The following is a 21444-nucleotide window of genomic DNA, read 5'->3' on the forward strand; positions in this document are numbered from 1 at the left end:
GGTCGCGCTTTCCATTTTATCTTTTATTCGTTAATTCATAAAAGGATGTCATTTCAATCGCTAACGCAAACCGAAGCTAATGATTAAAAATATACTTTCAGGAATCAGTGCTTACGCAGGTGCCTTTAGTTTAATTTCTAGACTAAAGCTTGGTAAATATTTTGTAATTCCGATTGTAATTAGTGTATTAACGGCAACAATTATTGGTTTTACAGCATATGGTTTGTCAGATACTATTGGTCAGTTTTTAGCAAAAATTTGGATTTGGGATTGGGGGAAAGAAACAGTTACTACAATTGCTAGTTTTGTAGGTGCAATTTTTGTTTTAGTAATTGGTCTGATTATTTACAAGCATATTATTTTAGCATTATCAGCACCATTTATGAGTGCCGTCTCAGAAAAAATAGAAATTCATGTCAATGGAAGTTTAAAAGTAAATCATAGAAAAACTACTTTTCAACAACAATTATGGAGAGGAATTCGAATAAATAGCAGAAATTTAGTAAAAGAATTATTGATTACAATTCCTATTTTATTATTGAAATTTATTCCTTTAGTGAATATATTTTCAACTATTTTATTGTTTTTGTTGCAAGCTTATTATGCAGGTTTTGGAAATATGGATTACACTTTAGAAAGGCATTTAAATTATGAAGAAAGTATCAACTTTGTTGGAAAAAACAAAGGGGTTTCTATAGGTAATGGAATCGTTTTTATGGTATGTTTGTTAATTCCTGCTATAGGAATTATAATCGTTTTACCATTATCTGTAACTGCTGCATCAGTAAAAACAGTTGAGCTACTAAATATCGAAAATGAAAGACCAATTTTATAAATACATAGAAAACTTGCAAGATCAAATAACTTCTAAAATAGAAGAGGTTGACGGACTTGCAAAGTTTGAAGAGGACATTTGGAAACGAGAAGAAGGTGGAGGAGGAAGAACACGTGTAATTGAAAACGGAGCTGTTTTTGAAAAAGGAGGTGTAAATATATCTGCTGTTCATGGAGAATTACCAGAAGTTTTAAGAAATCAGTTTAAAGTTAAAGAAGGAAAATTTTTTGCTTGTGGATTAAGTCTAGTGTTGCACCCAATAAACCCTTTTGTGCCAACTGTGCATGCTAATTGGCGTTATTTTGAAATGTACGACGAAGCAGGAAATATTGTTACCCAATGGTTTGGTGGAGGCCAAGATTTAACACCCTATTATTTATTTGATGAAGACGCCATTCATTTTCATACCGTCTGTAAAAATGCCTGTGATGAGCATGATTTATCGTTTTATCCTAAGTTTAAGAAAACTTGTGACGAGTATTTTTGGAATTCACACAGAAATGAAGCCCGTGGAATTGGAGGTTTGTTTTTTGATTACTTAAAAGAAACTGATAAGCTTTCGATTGCAGATAGATATAATTTTGTAACAGAAGTTGGTAACAGCTTTTTAGAAAGTTACGTGCCTATTGTAGAAAAGAGAAAACAGATCGATTTTACAAAAGCGCATAAAGATTGGCAAGAGGTAAGAAGAGGAAGATATGTTGAGTTTAATTTAGTCCACGATAGAGGCACTTTATTTGGACTAAGAACAAACGGAAGAATAGAAAGTATTTTAATGAGTTTGCCGCCAATAGTTCAATGGAAATACAATCATCATCCAGAAGAAAATTCTGAAGAAGAACGATTGTTGCAGGTTTTAGCACGTCCAAAAGATTGGATTTAAGTAATAAAACAAAAAAAGCAGGAATAAAATTCCTGCTTTTTAGTTAATTCAAATAAATTGTTAGAAAGAGATTACTGCTTCAAGTACAACACCATTCATTTCTGCACCCGATAATATTTCTGGTGTCCATGCGTTAGGAGACCATGCCGCAGCATCAGAATTATAAGATTGCTTTACATATTCTACTTTCATTAGAATATTTTTTGTCATAAACCAACCTGCACCAATATTAGTTCTCGTAATTTTTTGCTCATTTGGTTTTGCGCTACCAGGGGCAAAGTCTGCATTACCAATTACAGAATTATATCTTCCTGCAATATAGAATTGCCCTTGTTCTCCAAATCTATATAATAATTCAGTACCTACTTGAGTAAAAGATCCTTTTTCATTTCCTTCTGCTTTGCTTCCTTTACTAGTTTCATAAATTCCAAAAAATTCTAAACCTTTATATTGTATAAATGGGTTAATTTGGTATGAAGTGTTGTTTTTAAATCCAGGAGTAAATCGTCCTGCAAAATCACCTCCAGTTTTTAATTCACCACCAATATTTGCGTTAAATATGTTATAATATCTTCCACCAGCTCTATCTCCACTGTATAAATGGTCTCCATTATTGTAACCACTTTCACTAATAAAAGAACCAGTTAAACGCACTCTTAAAGCTTCATTTATTTGACGATCCATTCCTAATTTACCATAAAAAGTAACTTTAAGATCTTTTTCGCCAGTAATTGTTGAAGATCCCCAAGGAGAGATTGTTTTATCTACTGTAGGATTTAGTAAACCATTAGATATACCAGCAACAATTACATAGTCTCTCGGTTGTAATGTTATTTCAACAAAAGGTTCTACTGTATAGGCATCCATTAGGTAATTACCAACAAAAGGATTGTAAATGGCCATTGCATTATCAGATCTTCTAAAATGCGCATCACCGAAGTTTAATTGATCAACACCAATTCTTAGGGTTGTTACATCCATAATATTTTTTAAGAAATCTTTTTTTATAAAGTCTAACTTATCCATTTGAATATAACCACCTTTTACCCAAGTTTCCTCGTGGTGTTTAGAAGAAAGAAAAGTTCTTAAATGCATTCTTATACCGTCTGCTAGTTGTACATCAAAATTTAAGTTTGCAGTAGGTAAGTTTACATTTCCTCCAATTGCAGTGAGATTATTCATGTCATTGGAGTGATCTAGCGACTGAAATTGAATTGCGAAATCACCACCTACTTTAATAGATAGTTTTTCAAATTCTACATCATTTGTTTTTTTCGTTTCAAAAACATTTAAGCCATCATATCCTGCTTGTCTCAGATATTGAACGTTTTGAGCGTTGGCGCCTAGCGTAAAAATAGCTAGCATTGCAATTAATACTAAATGTGTATTTTTTTTCATAATTGGTTAATTTAATTTTTATTTTAAAATTTCAGATTGAATTCAATTGTTATTTCATCAGCTGTTTTTATGGTTCCAAGTAAAGCTTTCGGGGGATCTATGCCAAAAGAGGTCATTTTTAATTCATGAGATCCTGTTAAAGTAATATGGTCGCCATTTTTATTAATTTTACTCAAAACAGTTACATTTTTGGTAACACCAGCAATTGTTAAATCTCCACGGAGTTTTATATTTATGAAGTCTGTATTTTCCGAGATAATTTCTCCTTTTTTAAAAATGAAAGTAATTAATGGGTATTCTTTTGCCTTGAGAGCTTTATAGGTAAGCTTATCCATTATTTTTTTACCACTTTTTATACTCGTAGCTTCTATTTTTACTTCTAAAGTTTCAATAGTCACATTATCAAAATTATTAAAGGTAATAGTTGCATTCGTTTTTTCTACAATACTCTCCCAGTCGTGTAAGGTGGAAGTTCCTTTAACTAATACATTACTTGGTAACTTAATTTTGAGAGATGTAGAAGTTTCTGTAACAGATAAATTTATAGGTAATTTGATATCTGGAATTAAATTAGTCGCAGCTTTTTGGCAGAATAATGGAGTTGCTATTATGAATAACAGTATAAATAGACAGATAATTTTTTTCATAATCTATTTGTTTTATGAGGCAAATTTATATTAGATTAAATCTTAATTATATGATATAAATCATCAATATTTATTTTTTTTCAAAAAATGAATAAATATTTATAGTAAAGAAAGAGTTGGTATTTTATTACGAATAAATTAATATTATGCGCATTAAGTGTTTAATAATAAAAATAAATAGATATTTTCTTGTTTAATATTATAAATAATGTAAAATATTAATTTTTAGAAAACTTTATTTTTAATCTTTTTTACTAGAACAACATTGTTTTTTAGTATTTTTGCATTCTGTAAAATCAAATAGAAATGGCAAGATTTGAATTGAAGTTACCAAAAATGGGTGAAAGTGTTGCGGAAGCAACGATTACTTCTTGGTTAAAAGAAGTAGGTGATACTATTGAGTTAGATGAAGCTGTTGTAGAAATAGCGACAGATAAAGTAGATTCTGAAGTGCCAAGTGAAGTTGAAGGAACACTTGTAGAAGTTTTGTTCCAACAAGATGCTATTGTGGCTGTCGGAGAAACTATTGCAATAATAGAAACTGAAAGTGATGAAAATTTTAATGGAGTTACAGAGACTAAAAATAAGATATCTAAGGAAGTTATAGAGGTAGAAAAAACAATTGCAAAAGCGGTTGAAGAGGTATCTATGCCTATTACTAAGACCTCAGATTCAGGTAAATTTTATTCACCATTAGTAAGAAATATTGCTCAGAAAGAAGGGGTTTCTACGGAAGAATTAGAATCTATTTCTGGTATTGGAAAAGATGGAAGAGTTACGAAAGATGATATTTTATCTTATATAGAGAATAGAAGTAAATCTCCTCAAGCGATATCAACTTCAATTCCAGTAAAAGCTGAAACTCCAAAACAAATTGAGAAAACGGTTGCTAAAGTTGCACCAATTTCTGTAAATGGAGAAGACGAAATTATTGAAATGAGTAGAATGGGGAAACTGATTGCTAAGCATATGGTAGATTCTGTTCAAACTTCCGCACATGTGCAATCGTTTATAGAAATTGATGTTACAAATATTGTAAAATGGAGAGATAAAGTAAAAGATGCTTTCTTGAGTAGAGAAGGAGAGAAGCTAACATTTACCCCTATTTTTATGCAAGCAATTGCAACTACAATTAAGAAATTTCCATTAATTAATATTGCCATAGACGGTGATCATATCATTAAAAAGAAAAACATTAATTTAGGAATGGCTGCTGCTTTACCAGATGGAAATCTAATTGTTCCTGTCATAAAAAATGCGGATCAATTAAATTTAGTTGGTATGACGAAATCTGTAAATGATTTAGCTAATAGAGCAAGAAATAACGGGTTAAAACCTGATGATATTCAAGGAGGAACTTATACGGTTACAAATGTTGGTGGTTTTGGTTCTGTAATGGGAACTCCAATTATTAATCAACCGCAAGTAGCAATTTTAGCGCTAGGGGCAATAAGAAAGGTTGCTGCCGTAATCGAAACTTCAGAAGGTGATTTTATAGGAATTAGACAAAAAATGTTCGTTTCTCATTCTTATGATCACAGAGTTGTAAATGGTGCGTTAGGTGGTATGTTTATTAAAAGTTTAAAAGATACTTTAGAAGCTTGGGATTTAAATCAGGATTTTTAATTTAAATAATTTGTTAAAATTTTAAAGCTCGAGAAATTTCTTGGGCTTTTTATTTTTTAGAATTATATTTGTTTCCAATAAATCAATAAATATTAATTAAAAAAAATAAAATGAAAAAATTATTATTCTTGTGTTTCTTAATGTTATCCATAAATGTTAATGCGCAAGAGGCTGTATTACTTCGTTTAAACTACGAAAAAGGAGTAACTTATGATATTTCCATGAAATCATCACAGGAAATGGGAACTGTTATGTCCATGGGAATGACATTAGATATGAGTGTGAAAATTTTAGAGGTAAAAGATGGCATTTATGAAAGCGAAATGAAGTTTTCTAAAATATCTATGGACATGTTACAAGGAGGAAATATAATGAGTTATGATTCTTCTAAATCTGACGCCGAATTAGATGATACTGGTAAAATGATGAAAGCTCAAATGGAACCAATGTTAGAGGCTGTAATCTTTGCCAAAGGAAATGATTTAGGTGAAGTTCTTGAAACCAAAGTTGAACCAAATATTCCTGGAGTTAGTGAAATGGGAAAACAAACAAGTACTATTATTTATCCTAAAGGTGCTGTAAAAATAGGAACTACTTGGACATCTTCTAAAAATGAAAAAGGAATGGTAATGGATTTTGTTTACAAAGTAAAATCAATATTAAAAGATAAAGTTGAATTGGATTTATCTGGTAAAGTTTCAGGAATGGCTTCTGGAGATATTACTGGCCATATAGATATTGATAAAAAACGGGAATTCCAACAAATACTTTAATAGACTTGACTCTTTCAGCTAGTGGGCAAAAATTACTGTCAAAAATGACAATGACAATGAGCAAGAATTAAATGTTAAAATTTATAGAACAAAAAAGCCTTGAGGTTTTCTCAAGGCTTTTTTCATAGATTATTTTAAAAAGATTATCTATGGTCTTTTACTTTCTACTAAATAACCACCAATTCATGTCTCTAGTTAATTTATAGCCTAATTTTTCATAAAGAGGAATTGCAGTATTACCTTTGTTTGTATGCAGAATTGGCAACTTGTTTTCTTTTAAGATTTCTTTAGTTGTAAAAGCAACTAGCTGTTTGGCATAACCTCTTTTTGTGTAATTTGGATGTGTAACAACTCCGCTAACTTCTATTAAATCATCTGTTTGTATTCTTTGTCCAGTAATTGAAACGAGTTTATTGTCTTTAAAAATCCCAAAGTATTTACCCATTTCAAAACCTCTTTTTCGATAAAATCCGGGCATCACCAGCCAAATTAAATCATAAATTTCATCAATATAATCTTCTGTTAATAAAACTATATTTTCAGTAATTTCAAGGTCTACTAAGTTTTCTAAAACCATTTGACAACCATTAATTTTTTTTTCGAGAAATACTTTATTTGTATCTATTATTGGTGTTTTGTTTTCTGAAACTAAAAAGAATTTATCTGCTATTTTAGCATATTCATTTAATGCTTTTGCAGTTTTACTTTCATCAAAGAAAGCACCAAATATGCATATGTCTGGTTGGTAAAAATGAACGCCATCATATTCAATAGTAAATTTTTTATGAGTTTCTTTTAGGGAATACCAAACAGGATTTTTTAGTTTATTTTCAATATCTTTCATTTGATATAAATATAAAAAAAAGCTCGCAACTTGCGAGCTTTTTAGTTTTATAAAATTTAAAAGTCTTATGCTAACATTGTAACGGGATTTTCTATAAACGTTTTTAATGTTTGTAAAAATTGAGCACCAACAGCACCATCAACCGTTCTGTGATCACAAGTTAACGTTAATTTCATGGTATTTCCAACAACAATTTGTCCGTTTTTAACCACTGGTTTTTCAACAATGGCACCTACAGATAAAATAGCTGAATTAGGTTGATTGATAATTGAAGTAAAGTTTTCAATTCCAAACATTCCTAAATTAGAAACCGTAAATGTGCTTCCTTGCATTTCTGCTGGAGAAATTTTCTTATGTCTCGCTTTCCCTGCTAAGTCTCTAACAGATGCTCCAATTTGAGTCAAACTCAATTGATTTGTATGCTTAACAACAGGGACTAATAAACCATCATCCACGGCAACGGCAACACCAACGTGAATATGCTTATGATAAATAGTAGTATTGTCTGTCCAAGAAGTATTTACTTGAGGATGTTTCTGTAAAGCCATTGCACAAGCTTTTACAACCATATCATTAAAAGATACTTTTGTTTCTGGAATTGCATTGATAATTTTTCTTGAAGCCATGGAATTATCCATATTCACTTCAATATTTAAACTGAAATCAGGAGCAGAAAACTTAGAGTTTCCTAGAGATTTTGCAATTGCTTTACGCATTTGAGAGTTCTTCACTTCTTCAGAACTTTCTTCACCAACTGCGACATAAGTCTTTGCTGCGGTAGTAGTCGTTTCTGTTTTAACAACTTCAACAGATTTAACTGCAGGAGTATAGTTTTCTACATCTTTTTTGATGATTCGTCCATTTTCACCAGAACCACTTATATCGGCTAAATTAATTCCTTTATCAGATGCAATTTTCTTTGCCAGTGGTGACGCAAAAATTCTACCGCCAGCAGCATTTGTTTTCTTTGTAGTTATTGATGATTTTTCCTCAATAATTTTTTCTTCTTTCTTTTCTGATGCAGCAGCTGGTTTACTAGCAGCGCTCATTGAACCCCCATTTGCAACAATAGCAGAAACATCTGTTCCTGCAGGACCAATAATTGTTAATAAGCTATCAACAGCAGCAGTTTCTCCTTCTTGAACACCAATGTATAAAATAGTTCCTTCATAAAAACATTCAAATTCCATGGTGGCTTTATCCGTTTCAATTTCAGCAAGCATATCACCTTCTTCAACGGCGTCTCCAACTTTTTTTAACCATGTTGCCACGGTACCATCAGTCATAGTATCACTTAGACGAGGCATTGTTATTACGTGCACATCTTCAGGAATTGCAGTGGCACTTGTGTTTGAAGTTTCTGTACTAATTTCTTCTTTTTCTTTTATTACTGGTTCTGAGCTTGCATTTAAAATTGCAGAAATATCTTCACCTTCTTCACCAATTATTGCTAATAAAACATCAACCGGAGAAGTTTCTCCTTCTTGAATTCCTATGTGCAATAGCGTTCCTTCATAGAAAGATTCAAATTCCATAGTTGCTTTATCAGTCTCTATTTCAGCTAAAATATCACCTTCTTCAATTTTATCTCCAACATTTTTTAACCATTTTGCCACAACACCCTCTTCCATGGTGTCACTTAATCTTGGCATGTTTATAATTGTAGCCATATTTTAACTTATAAAAGGATAATCTTCTTGTTCGTATACCATGTCATATAATTGCTGTACTTCTGGATATGGAGAGTCCTCTGCAAACTTTTCACATTCCTTCACCCTATCTTTTACATCTTTATCAATTGCAGCGATTTCTTCTTCTGTTGCGTAGTTATTTTCTTTAATGATATCTAAAACTTGTGTAATAGGATCTATTTTTTTGTACTCCTCAACTTCGTCCTTAGTTCTATAGTGCTGAGCATCAGACATTGAATGACCTCTATATCTATATGTTTTCATTTCTAAGAAAGTAGGTCCATCTCCACGTCTTGCTCTTTGTATCGCTTCATCCACAGCTTCGGCCACTTTAATAGGATTCATGGCGTCGACAGGTCCACAAGGCATTTCATAGCCTAAGCCTAATTTCCAAATATCCGAATGATTAGCAGTTCTTTCTACAGAAGTACCCATTGCATATCCATTATTTTCAACGATAAAAACTACAGGTAATTTCCATAACATCGCCATATTAAAAGCTTCATGCAAAGAACCTTGTCTAGAGGCCCCATCACCAAAACAAGTTAAGGTAACCGCATCACTTCCTTTGTATTTGTCACCAAAAGCAATACCTGCTCCTAATGGTATTTGTCCACCAACGATTCCATGACCTCCATAAAAACCAAATTCTTTCGAGAAAATATGCATAGAGCCTCCCATTCCTTTTGAGGTTCCAGTAGCTTTACCATACAACTCTGCCATCACACGTTTAGGATCTTCTCCCATACCGATTGGCTGAACGTGATTTCTGTAAGCAGTTATCATTTTATCTTTTGATAAGTCCATAGCATGTATTGCTCCAGCTAAAATAGCTTCTTGACCATTGTACAAGTGTAAGAATCCTCTTACTTTTTGTTGAATGTAAACAGAAGCTAATTTGTCTTCGAATTTACGCCAAAAGAGCATGTCTTTGTACCAATCTAAATAGGTCTGTTTAGTGATTTTTTTCATTCTTAATGATTCTTGTTTATTTTGTAAACGATATGTTTATTCTCAATAATGAATTACAAAAATAGTTGTTTTATAAAGAATAAAAAAGTTTGATTTTTTAAAATTAGCGAAAAGCATTTCGTAAGCTGTTTTAGTTAGTTTTTTGTAACATTAAAAATAGCTTTAGCTCCAGTTGCTAAAAACCAATATTGTGATGCTATTTTGAAACCAGAACTGTTAACTAACTTATATTGAGCAGTATTAGCGCCAAGTGATCCTTGGTTTATAGCTAATATTTCAATTTTATTATTCCCTTTTTGTAAATGTATTGGAAACGATTGATAATGTTGATTGAGGGTCGCTCTCTTTACAATTAAAATATCATTATGATATATTCCAATAATATCACCATCGATAGCACCAAAGTCCCTGAAGGAGAGCGTAACGGTTTTTGAAAGTGTTAAAAAATTTCCTTGATGACTGTCAACTTTTTTAATTTTACGCTTGCCATACATTTCTTTGATTCTTAAATCATTGAGTTGAGCTCTCGTCAAAATACCTTTATTGTTTAACGCTTTTTCTTCTTTTTGTTTTTTTAGTTTTTCTTTTTCTTTACCAAACGCTTTTTTAAAACCCAGTGTACCATCTAATTCTAGAGATTTAGGCCTCTTAAGTTCTTTTGAATTCTTTAAAACAGTTGCTTTTAGGCTTCCTTTTTCGGTATTACCGTTATTTTTGTCTAATTGTGCAAATAGAGCAGTCGATAAGAGCAGACAAACAATAGTAAAAAAAAATTTAAAAATTGATTTCATTGATATATAGAATGTTAGCAGTTAGAGTGCAAATATAATGCCGATTTTTAATGAACTCGTTAAGAAATTAACGAAACTTATTTTTTGATAGGAAAATTAAAATACGTTTTCGGAAAAGGTTCATTTTTTAATGTAAAATGCCACCATTCATTCTCATAAGGTTTAAAGTTATTTTCTAACATTATTTTACGTAAATACAATCTGTTCTTTTGTTGATGCTCATTTATGTTTTTATGGAAAGGATGTGATTCAATTCCAAAGAAATCATAAGGGCTTCCCATATCTAATTCTTTTCCTGTCGTTAGATTAACAATTGTTAAATCTATTGTGCTACCTCTTGAATGACCAGATTTTGATGCAATATATCCTCTCTTAAATAATTCTGATTTTGGTACTTTTGGATAGTATTCAGTTTTCATTAAAGTGTCACTCAAAACTCTTGCCCATTTCCCAAAATGATTTACGGATTGTTGCGGTCTGTATGCATCAAAAATTTTAAGACTTAATCCTTTTTTTTCTAAAATTGTTTGCACTTTATGTAAAGCATTAGCAGTCTCTTTGGTAACTATTAAACAATTATCATAATAGCCGTCAATTGTTTTCCCAATAAAATTATGATTGCCTAAATACCTTAATTCAGCTTTTATAGTACTATCTATATTAGAGAGATATACAAAACCATTTGGAATTTTTTGTGCACAAAGTGTTAAGCTAAAAATGAAAGTAAAAAAGAAAAATTGATTTTTCATATTTCAAAAGTACAGAAAATGATTTTATCAGTTTTTAATTAGAAAATATTATTTAATTTTGATATCTTATGGAAGAGCTCACTTTAACAACACCAGCCTTATTGTTTTCTGCAATTTCATTAATAATGCTGGCGTATACCAATCGTTTTTTAGCCTATGCAGCTGTTATCAGAAATTTACATGCGAAGTTTTTAGAAAGACAAGAGGAGTCTTTGTTAAGACAGATTCAGAATTTGAAATTGCGTTTAAATTTGACAAGATGGATGCAAATATTTGGAATTACAAGCTTGCTTTTTTGTGTACTGACCATGTTTTTGATCTATATTAATTATCATACAATTGCTGTATATGTTTTTGGTTTTGCACTTATTTTATTGATAATTTCATTGGCTCTTTTAATAAAGGAAATACAGATTTCTGCACAGGCTTTACAACATCACATTGCGGATATTGAGGAGTATTTGAATAAGAAATGAGACTGATTTTAAAGAATAACAGAGAATATGTTCAACATAAAAAAGTAAGCGTCGTTTTCTATAAAAAAACGACGTCTTACCAAGTAAACTAATAAAACCAAGTATTAGTATTGATACCATTTAAAAAATAGAAATGGTATGATATTAGAAGTTAGCTTTCTAATAAATTTTTATTCTCTATAGAGCTGGTGATTATAACTCAAAACTCTTTTTAATTTCCAATTGTTATTTTATAAATTCCTGATATGGGTAAAATTAGCGATTCCAACCCTTTTTATTTTGTTAATTTTTGGTTGAATTTAATTTTATTGAGCAGAAACACTTCCCCCGGAAGACGTCTTTTTATTTACTTTTTTTGGATCTCCTTTAAAGTCTATATCTCCACCGCTGGTTGCCTTTGCGTCAATACTTTCGTAAGCAAATACATCAATATTTGCACCGCTTGTAGCTTTTACAGTAACATTTTTACTGCGTAATTCATACGTATATATGGAGGCACCACTTGTTGCTTTAGAAATATGATTGATTGAAACACCAGAAACTTTTATATTAGCACCGCTTGTTGCACTAGTTTCAACAGTATTTACTTCAATAGAAATATTAATTTCAGCACCGCTCGTAGCACTAATATTTAGATTGTTTAGTATTAAAGATTCTTCTGTATAAATAGCTGCACCACTCGTGGCTGATATAGCTTCTAAATTTTTAATTGTAACAAATATTTTTCTTGCTTTTGCTTTCCAAATATTTTTTTCTGAATAAATTTTTAACACTCCATTATTCACTTCTGTGATAATAATTTCTTGTAAATTTTCATCAGCTTCAACTGTAATTTGGTTCTTAGATCCTTGAGAAATATATAACTCTAAACCTGCACTTACTTTAATTTTTGTGAATTCCTCTTTTGTGCTTCTGTCTTCAGTAACAACATTTCTGTTGCCATTAACTCTATTGAACATATCTACAGCGCATGAACTAAAGAGTGTTGCGATAAATAGTAATGTTAGAATTTTGTAGTTAGCTCTTTTCATAATGTTTTATTATTTGTACGATTCAAATATCTTTTAATAGGCGGTTCAAAAGAAAGTTTAAGTACTGAATTGTTGTTTTTTAAGGTTGAATTGTATTTTAAATCGTTTCTTCCTTAATTTCTCTATCTAGTTTTTTATTAGTTTTACGGAGTGCCTTTTCTTTAATGATTTCTTTTTCTTCCTTAATTTCTTCAATGCAATCCGTACATTTCAAAGTGCTTTCTGTCATCATATAGTGATGGTTAGGCATGTCTTTGTCATATATGTCAGTTTCATTTGCAACATTTGATAAAAAGTTTTTAGTAGAATTATCAAAATATATAGTCATATCTTTTGGGATGAAAAGCGTGATGTTAATTTCTTCATCTTTCCACATATTTTTAAAGTCTGATAAAAAATAAGCATCTAATATGATCACATTGTCTATGACTTCATATTTATAGTTAATTTTCTTACCATTAGTATTCGCACTACTTTTGTTTTTACCTTTAGATTCTTTTTGAATAACTAAGTAACTTTCATCAGAATTACTCTTTTTAACATCGAGTCTAATATTATTACTGTAGACCATTTTGGTTCCATCAATTTCAACTTCTTCTTTGCGCGAGCTTCTCCTTAAATTATGACGGTAATAAATAGCATCATTATTTATCATTTTTAATTTTAAGGTATCATTCTCTACGATATTGATATTGTTTTTTTCTAATGATTTACCATGAGTTGAATGTGATACTCCAAATTCTAAACCTGTGAAAATCATTGCTAATAGTGCAACAATCCAAATTCCTAGAAGAGTTAACGAGGTGGGTTTGCTTAGTTTTCTTACATTGCTTGATAAGATTCTTAATCCTAAAATAAATAAAATCAAAAACGGAATTCCAATCAATAAAAAAGCACATAAAGTAAGCAACCAAATTGGCAATACAGAATCATAGAAAAATGGTGGATAGTGTAAAAATTCTCCATCTACATTTAACCATTCTAAACTTCCTACAGAAAACCCTCCAATTACTAGAGATAAAATAACTGCTGCAGAAACAAATATGATAATAATACCAATAAATTTACCAACTACTTTAAAAATAGCAAGAATAATTTTACCTATGATATCAAATAAATCTTGTAAACCGTTATTTTTTTTCGTCTTTCCCGAGAAAGTATTATTCATTTTTTCAGAAAATTCACTAGCTCCTTCTTTAATTTTTTCCGATGCTTTATTTGCCAAGACGCTAACATTTTCTGAAACATTGTTAAATTCTTCACGAATTTTTTTCTCAATATTATCAATATTTACAGGTTCACCTTCCATCTGTAATTTTTCTGCAGTTGTTTTTGCTTCAGGTAATAAAACCCAAAGGATGATGTAGAGTAAAACTCCAAATCCTCCAAAAATGAATAATGCCAGTAGTCCTAAACGTACCCAAATTGTATCTAAATCAAAATAATGAGCAATTCCGGAGGCAACTCCTCCCAAAAATTTATCATCACCATCTCTAAATAATTTTTTTCCAGAAGCACTGTTTCTGTTGTAAGAGTAATTGGCATCACTATATTCTTGTTCTGCTTCAGCATAATCTTCAGGTTGACCCATAATTACAATAATATCATCGATGTCACTTTCATTTACAACTTGCCTGGCATCTGTGATTTTTTCTGACAGAAGCTCACTAATTCTAGCCTCGATATCTGCAATAATTTCGTTTTTTCCTTGAGGGTCGTCGCTTAAAGATCTAGAAATTGATTCTAAATATCTTCTTAATTTTTGATAGGCTACTTCATCGATATGAAAGAAAAATCCGCCTAAATTTATATTAATAGTCTTATTCATTTGTAGTCGATTTTTTACTAGTTACTTGGTGTACTGCTTTTAATAAATTGTTCCATGTTTTGTCTAATTCTTTTAGAAACATGCCTCCGTTTTCAGTTAAAACATAATATTTTCTTGGCGGCCCTGAAGTTGATTCTTCCCATCTATATGTTAATAATCCGGTATTTTTTAGCCGAGTTAATAACGGATAAATGGTTCCTTCAACCACAATCATTTCCGCACTTTTTAGCGTTGAAAGGATTTCAGAAGTATATGCATCACCATTATTTAGGATAGATAAAATGCAAAATTCTAAAACACCTTTTCGCATTTGTGCTTTTGTGTTTTCAATCTTCATGTACTGTGGTTTAAATTTTTATTTTATAAATTTTATTGTAAAAGGATACTTGTAATTCTCTCCTTCTTTTGCTTTTATGGATGCTATAATCACAAGTGCAATTCCGATTAAGTATACAATTCCTGTAATGGAACCTAATCCTATAAATCCAAATATATTATCAAAGTCAAAATTAAAGTCAAAATTAAAATGAGTATTTCTAATAAAATTATTTTGGTTTTTAAAAATAGAACTAATTGCAATAGGTATGAAAGTGAGTGTCAAAATAAAAACATACAAGCTATAACTGATATTAAAGTTGACAGCTTCTTTGCCTTGTTCATCTAAAAAGGTGCTTCTGTCTTTTAAAGTTTGCCATGCAATAAGTGGTGTAATAATATTTCCAAAAGGAAATATAAATCCTGCAAATGCAGAAATATGGATTAAAAAAGCATTGGTGTTTTCGTTATTTTTTTTCATATTACATAAAGTGTATAATACTTGTCTATGCAAATATATATCTTTAAAAAGGTATTATGTAATACAAGGTACTATAATTAACATATATTTAACATTTAACTTTCTCTTTTTATTTTGTAAAAAAGTGGTAAATTGTCAGCGAAATATAAGTTTATGAAGATTACTCCTGGTAAAATAAATACCTTTATGCTTTTTAAATTGCCACTCGCATATTTTGGAGGTGTGCGTGTAAAAACGATTACACATGATGCTGCTGTGGTTAAAATAAAACATAAATGGATAAATCAAAATCCGTTTAAAAGTATGTTTTGGGCGGCTCAAGGCATGGCGGCAGAAATGAGTACAGGGGTTTTAGTAATGCAAGAAATAGAAAAATCTAATCGTAAAGTTTCTATGTTGGTTGTGCATCAAGAAAGTGATTTTTTTAAAAAAGCGACAGGTAAAATTTTATTTACTTGTAACGGTGGAAATAAAATTAGAGAAGCAATTGAGGCATCTATAGAAACAGGTGAAGGACAGGTGATTATTTTAAAATCTGAAGGTGTAAATGAAGATGGAGTAGTGGTTTCTAATTTTCAATTTCAATGGAGTTTAAAAGTCAAGTAACAGTTTTTTTTATGGTTCAAGTTTTTTTAGATCTCCCAAAATGCGCTCATATTCCACAGTACTTTCTTTAGAGATAGGTATTATATAATTCAGTTTTTCTTTTATGCTGCTTTCACTAGCTTCTATTTTAGCTAGGTTTTCAAGTTCTATAATTTCATTTAAACATCTAATACCCATTAAGGCAAAGGAAGATTTTAAAAAATGAGAAATGTCTTTTATTGCTGGATAATCAATTTTAGTTAAACTTTTTTCTAAAATTTCTATTCTTGGAACCGTATCTTTTAGGTATACGCTTATTAATTTGATTAAAAAACCTTTATCTTTTGAGAAAAATTTTGTCACAGAACTTAAATCTACAATATCACTTTTAATTTTGGTTTTAAATTCCATTTTTTTCTGCATTATTTTTTTGTAGCTTATATTTTATTCTTTCTGGTAAGAATGTGCTAAAATTTTAGAGTCTTTTTTACCATAGGTTTTAAAAAAGTTGAGTTTATAAATATTTTATTTTTTATTTCTTTTTGGAAAAAAAAGATTTTTTACATTTCCATAGAGTGATATACATTTTGAACATCATCATCTTCTTCTAGTTTTTCTAATAATTTTTCTACATCTGCTTGTTGTTCCTCATTTAATTTTTTGGTTGTTGCAGGAATTCTTTCAAAGCCAGAAGATAAAATTTCTGCGTTGTTTTCTTCAAAGAAAGATTGAATAGCTCCAAATTGGTCAAAAGGAGCATAAATTATAATTCCTTCTTCATCGTCAAAAACTTCTTCAACTTCAAAATCAATTAATTCTAACTCCAGTTCTTCCAAGTCAATGGTAATGTCTTCTTTTTTAATAGTGAAAGTACAAACATGATCAAACATAAAAATAACAGATCCAGAAGTGCCTAAATTTCCATCGCATTTATTAAAAGCAGACCTAACATTGGCAACGGTTCTATTGTTGTTGTCAGTTGCAGTTTCTAAAACAATTGCTATTCCATGAGGTGCATAACCTTCAAAAAGTACTTCTTTATAGTTGGCTGTATCTTTGTCTGTTGCTTTTTTTATTGCACGCTCAACATTATCTTTAGGCATGTTTGCAGCTTTTGCATTCTGCATAACTGCTCTTAACCTAGAATTTGACTCAGGATTTGGACCACCATCTTTAATAGCCATAACAATATCCTTACCAATTCTGGTAAAGGTTTTAGCCATTGCTGACCATCGTTTCATTTTACGTCCTTTTCTAAGTTCGAATGCTCTACCCATTTCTAATGATTGTTTTTCAATATTATATAACTGCAAGCAAATGTAAAAAAATACTAAGTTCTTTCACAATTTTTTTAGACAAGGATTTTTTTTAATTCAATATTGAATTGAAGGTGTGGTTTAGATTTGTTTTGTCTCTTAATCTTGCTTAATATTAAATTAAAAAAAAGAGCCAACGAACTAAAATGTATTTTAAGGAAATTTTTTAGAAAAATATTATTTTAAAAGGTCATAGGACTGTTTTGCAATCTCAATTTCTTCATTCGTTGGAATCACCAAAATTTTCACTTTCGATGCTGTTGATTGAATTTCTCGTATTTCTTTGGAACGAATTTCGTTTTTTTGTTCATCTAAAACAATTCCTAAGAAGTCTAAATTTTTACAAGCCATTCGCCTCATTAAACTAGAGTTTTCTCCAATTCCGGCTGTAAAAATAATGGCATCTAATCCGTTTAATATTGCGGTATAAGAGCCAATATATTTTTTGATTCTATAGGCAGCTATGTTTAATGCATTTTGACATTTTTCATCTCCGTTATCAGCTTTTTCAGAAATTTCTCTTAAATCAGAAAAGCCAGTTAAACCTTTCATTCCTGATTCTTTTTGTAATAAAGTGGTGACCTCTTTAACCGATTTATTGAGCTTTTTCATCAAAAATAAAAGTACAGATTGATCTATGTCTCCGCAACGAGTTCCCATTACCAAGCCATTCATGGGTCCAAAACCCAATGAATTGTCTATGCTTTTTCCACTTTTTATTGCAGACATACTGCAACCATTACCCAAATGAATTGTAAGAATGTTTTTAGATTTTGCTCCTAAATATTCAATGGCTTTTTCTGAAACATATTTATGACTTGTGCCATGAAAACCATAAGCTCTAATTTTATGTTCTTCTAGATAGTAATTTGGAATGGCATATTGATACGCTTCTTTTGGCATTGTCTGATGAAAAGCGGTATCAAAAATTGCAATCTGTTTTGCTGAATTAAATATCGTTTCAGCAATCTCTATCCCAGTTAGATTTGCGGGATTATGAAGTGGTGCTAAATCAAATAAATCTCGAATATTGTCTTTAACCTCTTGATTAACAATTACCGTGCTGCTGAATTTTCTTCCTCCATGAACAACTCTATGTCCAACAGCTTCAATTTCATCTACAGATTTTATTACACCAAGTTTTGCATCCATTAAAGTTTTAGCAATTTTTTTTAAACCCACTTCGTGGTTTAAAACAGGTAAAACCTCAGAATATGTATTCGTATCTTTTTCGTGCGTAAAAATGGCATCATCCATACCAATCCGTTCAATAATACCAATACATTTTACTACTTGTAGAGGCATTTCTATTAATTGATATTTTAAAGATGAAGAGCCTGCATTTAAAACTAAAATATTCATATTATCCCTGGTGTGCTTGAATGGCGGTTAATAAAACGGTATTAAAAATGTCATCTACCGTGCAACCTCTGCTTAAATCATTTACAGGTTTGTTTAATCCTTGCAGCATTGGACCAATTGCCAAAGCTCCTGTTTCTCTCTGTATGGCTTTATAGGTATTGTTTCCTGTGTTTAAGTCAGGGAAGATTAAAACAGATGCTTGGCCAGCTACTTTAGAGTTTGGCATTTTTGTTTTAGCAACAGTCATGTCTACAGCAGCATCATATTGGATAGGACCTTCAATTTTTAATTCTGGGTGTAAGGATCTAACGATTTCTGTTGCTTTTCTTACTTTTTCAACTTCTTCACCTTTTCCAGAACTTCCAGAAGAATAAGACAACATAGCAATTCTCGCTTCAATACCAAAAGCTTCTGCAGATTGAGCAGAAGAAATTGCAATTTCTGCTAATTGTTCTGCATTTGGGTTTGGATTTACCGCACAATCACCCATTACAGAAACTCTATCTGATAAACACATAAAAAATACAGAGGAAACTACTGAAACTCCAGGTTTAGTCTTAATTAATTGAAGTGAGGGTTTTATGGTATGCATTGTTGTATGAATAGCGCCAGAAACCATTCCGTCTGCTAAACCATTTAAAATCATTATAGTACCGTAGTAAGAAACGTCATGTACTAAATCTTTTGCAGTAGTTTCTGTCATTCCTTTGTGCTTGCGTGCTTCAAATAACGTATTTGCAAAATCAACATTATGAATAGAGTTTTCAGGGTTTAGGATATTTATTTTATCCAAATCTATTTGTAATCCAATTTGATCACATTTTAATTGAATTGCATTTTTATCTCCTAACAAGGTTAAATCAACAATATCTAGCAGCTGCAAACGAGCAGCAGCTTTAATAATTCTTTCATCTTCGCCCTCTGGTAACACAATATGTTTTTTAAAAGCTCTAGCTTTTTGCAGCAAATTATACTGAAACATACTTGGTGTTAGTTTATTTGACTTATAGGATGTTAATATGTTTGTTAATTTTTCTGCATTTACATATTTATCAAAAGTATCTAATGATAATAAGATCTTTTTGTTGTGAGTGGAGTATATTTTAGATTTTACTGAACCAATTTTGTTAGATACACCAAAGGTTCCTCCGTCGACAGAAATAATCGGAACGGTAGATTGCACACCTTCAATTAACTTGAGAATAGATTCTTCAGGAATTAAAGTTCCTGTTAAAATAATTCCTGCAATTTTTGGGTAGTTGCTAGAAGCATTGGCTTGCAAAGCTCCTAAAATAATATCGGCTCTATCTCCTGGAGTTATAATTAAAGCATTTTCTTTAATTCTAGTCAAATAATTACGCAATTGCATAGCGCCGGTACTATAACTTCCTATTGCATTATTTAAAAATTGTTTTCCAAATAAAACGCTACCATTTAAAGCTTTTACCACTTCTCTAACCGTAGGATATGACAAAAAATCAATTTTGGGAATAATGTCTATTTGTAGGTTTTTAGGAAAGCTTTTTTGTAATTCTTTTTGAATGTAATCAATTTCGTCAACTTCAATTTTGTTGGCAATAATACCAATAACATCAACTTCTTTATTAATAAAAGATTGATGAGTAAGTTGCATTGTATTTATGAAATCTTTCTTCTTTTTTCCATTTCCAGAACCCACTATTAATGCAGGAATTCCAAGATTTTTGGCTATCATAAGATTTACATCTAATTCTGTAAAGCCACCCTCACCTGAAAAATCTGTTCCCTCTACCAAAACATAGTCATATTTGGCTTCTAATTTTTTGTATTTTTTGATAACATTATGAATAACATCATCTGCTTTACCTTCACTTAACAATTCTACAACTTCACCTTGTTTATAGGAATAACAATCATTGTAGGCAATATCTAAGTTGAAAAAATTAATTGCTGTATTTGTATGATCATCAAATGAACTTGGTTTAACTTCGTTGATAATAGGTCTAAAATAGCCTACTTTCGAAGATTTGGTTAACATCATTCTTAAAAGACCTAATGATACCAAAGATTTACCGCTGTCAGATTCTGTTGCGGCAATATAAATTGCTTTACTCATTGTTTATGAAAAATTATTTGTCAAAAATATAGCATAAAGTCACTACTAATTATGATAAAGGTCATTATTTTTTAAATAAAAAATATCTTTTTTTATAAAAGTATAGCAATTCCCAAAAAGATAAAGTTAATTTATTTGGAAACACACTTTGTATTATATAGAGCTACAATTTTTGGAATTTCTTTAACTTTACACTCCTTGTTTTCTAAATGTTTCATAATTAAAGAACACGGCTTGAGACGTTTTTTTATAATTTCTCCAAACCTTCTTTTTGAAGTCATTTCAGTGTTCCCAAAAAAGAAAGCTTTGCCTCATTGTTTTTTACCATTTAATACTCGTAATTAATTTTATTAGCGTCTACAATTTTTGTTGCTAGAGCGCCTATCAAACCAAAAGTATGTAAATAGTTAGATTCAATAGCAATAGCACACAATGATAAATTATCGTTCTCTATAATTACTTGGAGTAATTTTGGAGCTCTTTTGCCTCACGTTTTTTTGTAACGAAAGGAATGAGAAATAGAATCTTTTTTTAATATTAAATTACTACTATTTTTATGATTGTATTTTTCTTTTTTTGAATTTTTATGATCCTTGTAAATTGTTTTATCATTTAAAGTATTAATTCGAGCAATTCCATTTTTAGTTGTTTCATTCATAAAATGCAATTCAGCTTCAAAATACTGAGCATAAGATTTTAAGTAAAAAAGTAATAAAATAGTCTTCTGCGTGCTGGCATAGATTCTT

21 protein-coding genes are annotated in these 21444 nt (G+C 30.6%); 6 read left to right on the forward strand and 15 right to left on the reverse strand.

The features are described 5' to 3' along the window. The first annotated feature begins 79 nt into the window (after window positions 1–79). Together ATE90_RS03395 and hemF are read left to right on the forward strand one after the other, a co-directional pair. Window positions 80–835, forward strand: coding sequence for an EI24 domain-containing protein (locus ATE90_RS03395; RefSeq protein WP_036787757.1), 756 nt, complete (start codon window positions 80–82; stop codon window positions 833–835). Further along, on the forward strand, window positions 816–1718 hold the full coding sequence (hemF, locus tag ATE90_RS03400; protein WP_036787759.1) for an oxygen-dependent coproporphyrinogen oxidase: 903 nt from the start codon (window positions 816–818) through the stop codon (window positions 1716–1718). Before ATE90_RS03395 ends, hemF begins: the two co-directional genes overlap by 20 nt. A 60-nt stretch (window positions 1719–1778) precedes the next feature. Here hemF and ATE90_RS03405 read toward each other — a convergent pair whose 3' ends face one another. Continuing rightward, window positions 1779–3116, reverse strand: a complete 1338-nt coding sequence (locus tag ATE90_RS03405) for a hypothetical protein (RefSeq protein ID WP_036787761.1) — start codon at window positions 3114–3116, stop codon at window positions 1779–1781. Window positions 3117–3139: 23 nt separating this feature from the next. Next, complete coding sequence (locus ATE90_RS03410; protein ID WP_052107581.1) at window positions 3140–3763, reverse strand: YceI family protein; 624 nt, start codon at window positions 3761–3763, stop codon at window positions 3140–3142. Window positions 3764–4069: 306 nt separating this feature from the next. Between ATE90_RS03410 and ATE90_RS03415 the strand changes: the two genes are divergently transcribed. Both ATE90_RS03415 and ATE90_RS03420 read left to right on the forward strand, forming a co-directional pair. After that, window positions 4070–5389, forward strand: a complete 1320-nt coding sequence (locus tag ATE90_RS03415; protein WP_036787763.1) for a dihydrolipoamide acetyltransferase family protein — start codon at window positions 4070–4072, stop codon at window positions 5387–5389. A 110-nt stretch (window positions 5390–5499) separates the two neighbouring features. Then, a complete protein-coding gene (locus ATE90_RS03420; protein WP_143741097.1) occupies window positions 5500–6162 on the forward strand; it encodes a DUF6263 family protein in 663 nt (220 codons plus the stop codon). A gap of 157 nt (window positions 6163–6319) precedes the next feature. Here the strand turns inward: ATE90_RS03420 and ATE90_RS03425 are convergent, their stop codons facing one another. From ATE90_RS03425 to ATE90_RS03445, 5 genes are all read right to left on the reverse strand, one after another. Further along, a complete protein-coding gene (locus ATE90_RS03425) occupies window positions 6320–7006 on the reverse strand; it encodes a GNAT family N-acetyltransferase (protein WP_036787767.1) in 687 nt (228 codons plus the stop codon). A gap of 65 nt (window positions 7007–7071) precedes the next feature. Beyond that, the gene (locus ATE90_RS03430) at window positions 7072–8676 is read right to left on the reverse strand and encodes a pyruvate dehydrogenase complex dihydrolipoamide acetyltransferase (protein ID WP_036787769.1); all 1605 of its coding nucleotides are present in this window, start codon (window positions 8674–8676) and stop codon (window positions 7072–7074) included. Between the two features lie 3 nt (window positions 8677–8679). Then, entirely contained in the window at window positions 8680–9669 is a 990-nt protein-coding gene (gene pdhA, locus ATE90_RS03435; RefSeq protein ID WP_036787771.1) for a pyruvate dehydrogenase (acetyl-transferring) E1 component subunit alpha, read from the reverse strand. 134 nt (window positions 9670–9803) lie between these two features. After that, window positions 9804–10460 (reverse strand): hypothetical protein, encoded by a 657-nt coding sequence (locus ATE90_RS03440; protein WP_091954690.1) that lies wholly within the window; start codon window positions 10458–10460, stop codon window positions 9804–9806. 77 nt (window positions 10461–10537) lie between these two features. Beyond that, entirely contained in the window at window positions 10538–11209 is a 672-nt protein-coding gene (locus ATE90_RS03445; protein ID WP_036787773.1) for a M15 family metallopeptidase, read from the reverse strand. A gap of 68 nt (window positions 11210–11277) precedes the next feature. Here ATE90_RS03445 and ATE90_RS03450 point away from each other — a divergent pair, with 68 nt between their 5' ends. Then, window positions 11278–11685: a DUF2721 domain-containing protein gene (locus ATE90_RS03450; protein WP_036787775.1), complete on the forward strand. Its 408-nt coding sequence runs from the start codon at window positions 11278–11280 to the stop codon at window positions 11683–11685. 305 nt (window positions 11686–11990) lie between these two features. On the opposite strand, the gene ATE90_RS03455 is transcribed toward ATE90_RS03450, so the two are convergent. From ATE90_RS03455 to ATE90_RS03470, 4 genes are all read right to left on the reverse strand, one after another. Further along, window positions 11991–12716, reverse strand: coding sequence for a head GIN domain-containing protein (locus tag ATE90_RS03455; protein WP_036787777.1), 726 nt, complete (start codon window positions 12714–12716; stop codon window positions 11991–11993). A 97-nt stretch (window positions 12717–12813) separates the two neighbouring features. Further along, window positions 12814–14544, reverse strand: a complete 1731-nt coding sequence (locus ATE90_RS03460) for a PspC domain-containing protein (protein WP_101450812.1) — start codon at window positions 14542–14544, stop codon at window positions 12814–12816. Then, window positions 14537–14881 (reverse strand): PadR family transcriptional regulator, encoded by a 345-nt coding sequence (locus tag ATE90_RS03465; RefSeq protein ID WP_036787780.1) that lies wholly within the window; start codon window positions 14879–14881, stop codon window positions 14537–14539. Before ATE90_RS03465 ends, ATE90_RS03460 begins: the two co-directional genes overlap by 8 nt. Window positions 14882–14899: 18 nt before the next feature. Continuing rightward, on the reverse strand, window positions 14900–15340 hold the full coding sequence (locus ATE90_RS03470) for a DUF4870 domain-containing protein (protein WP_036787782.1): 441 nt from the start codon (window positions 15338–15340) through the stop codon (window positions 14900–14902). 153 nt (window positions 15341–15493) lie between these two features. On the opposite strand from ATE90_RS03470, the gene ATE90_RS03475 reads away from it, so the two are divergent. Continuing rightward, complete coding sequence (locus ATE90_RS03475) at window positions 15494–15946, forward strand: DUF4442 domain-containing protein (RefSeq protein ID WP_036787784.1); 453 nt, start codon at window positions 15494–15496, stop codon at window positions 15944–15946. Window positions 15947–15955: 9 nt separating this feature from the next. Here ATE90_RS03475 and ATE90_RS03480 read toward each other — a convergent pair whose 3' ends face one another. From ATE90_RS03480 to pta, 4 genes are all read right to left on the reverse strand, one after another. Beyond that, window positions 15956–16336 (reverse strand): Hpt domain-containing protein, encoded by a 381-nt coding sequence (locus ATE90_RS03480; RefSeq protein WP_036788362.1) that lies wholly within the window; start codon window positions 16334–16336, stop codon window positions 15956–15958. 149 nt (window positions 16337–16485) lie between these two features. Then, window positions 16486–17202 carry a YebC/PmpR family DNA-binding transcriptional regulator gene (locus tag ATE90_RS03485; protein WP_036788365.1) on the reverse strand — a complete coding sequence of 239 codons (717 nt, stop codon included), beginning with the start codon at window positions 17200–17202 and terminating at the stop codon, window positions 16486–16488. Between the two features lie 216 nt (window positions 17203–17418). Continuing rightward, window positions 17419–18603, reverse strand: coding sequence for an acetate/propionate family kinase (locus tag ATE90_RS03490; protein ID WP_101450814.1), 1185 nt, complete (start codon window positions 18601–18603; stop codon window positions 17419–17421). 1 nt (window position 18604) lies between these two features. Continuing rightward, entirely contained in the window at window positions 18605–20698 is a 2094-nt protein-coding gene (gene pta / locus ATE90_RS03495) for a phosphate acetyltransferase (protein WP_101450816.1), read from the reverse strand. Window positions 20699–21444 lie beyond the last annotated feature (746 nt).

The organism is Polaribacter sp. Hel1_33_96, assembly GCF_002846595.1.
Lineage (GTDB): Bacteria > Bacteroidota > Bacteroidia > Flavobacteriales > Flavobacteriaceae > Polaribacter.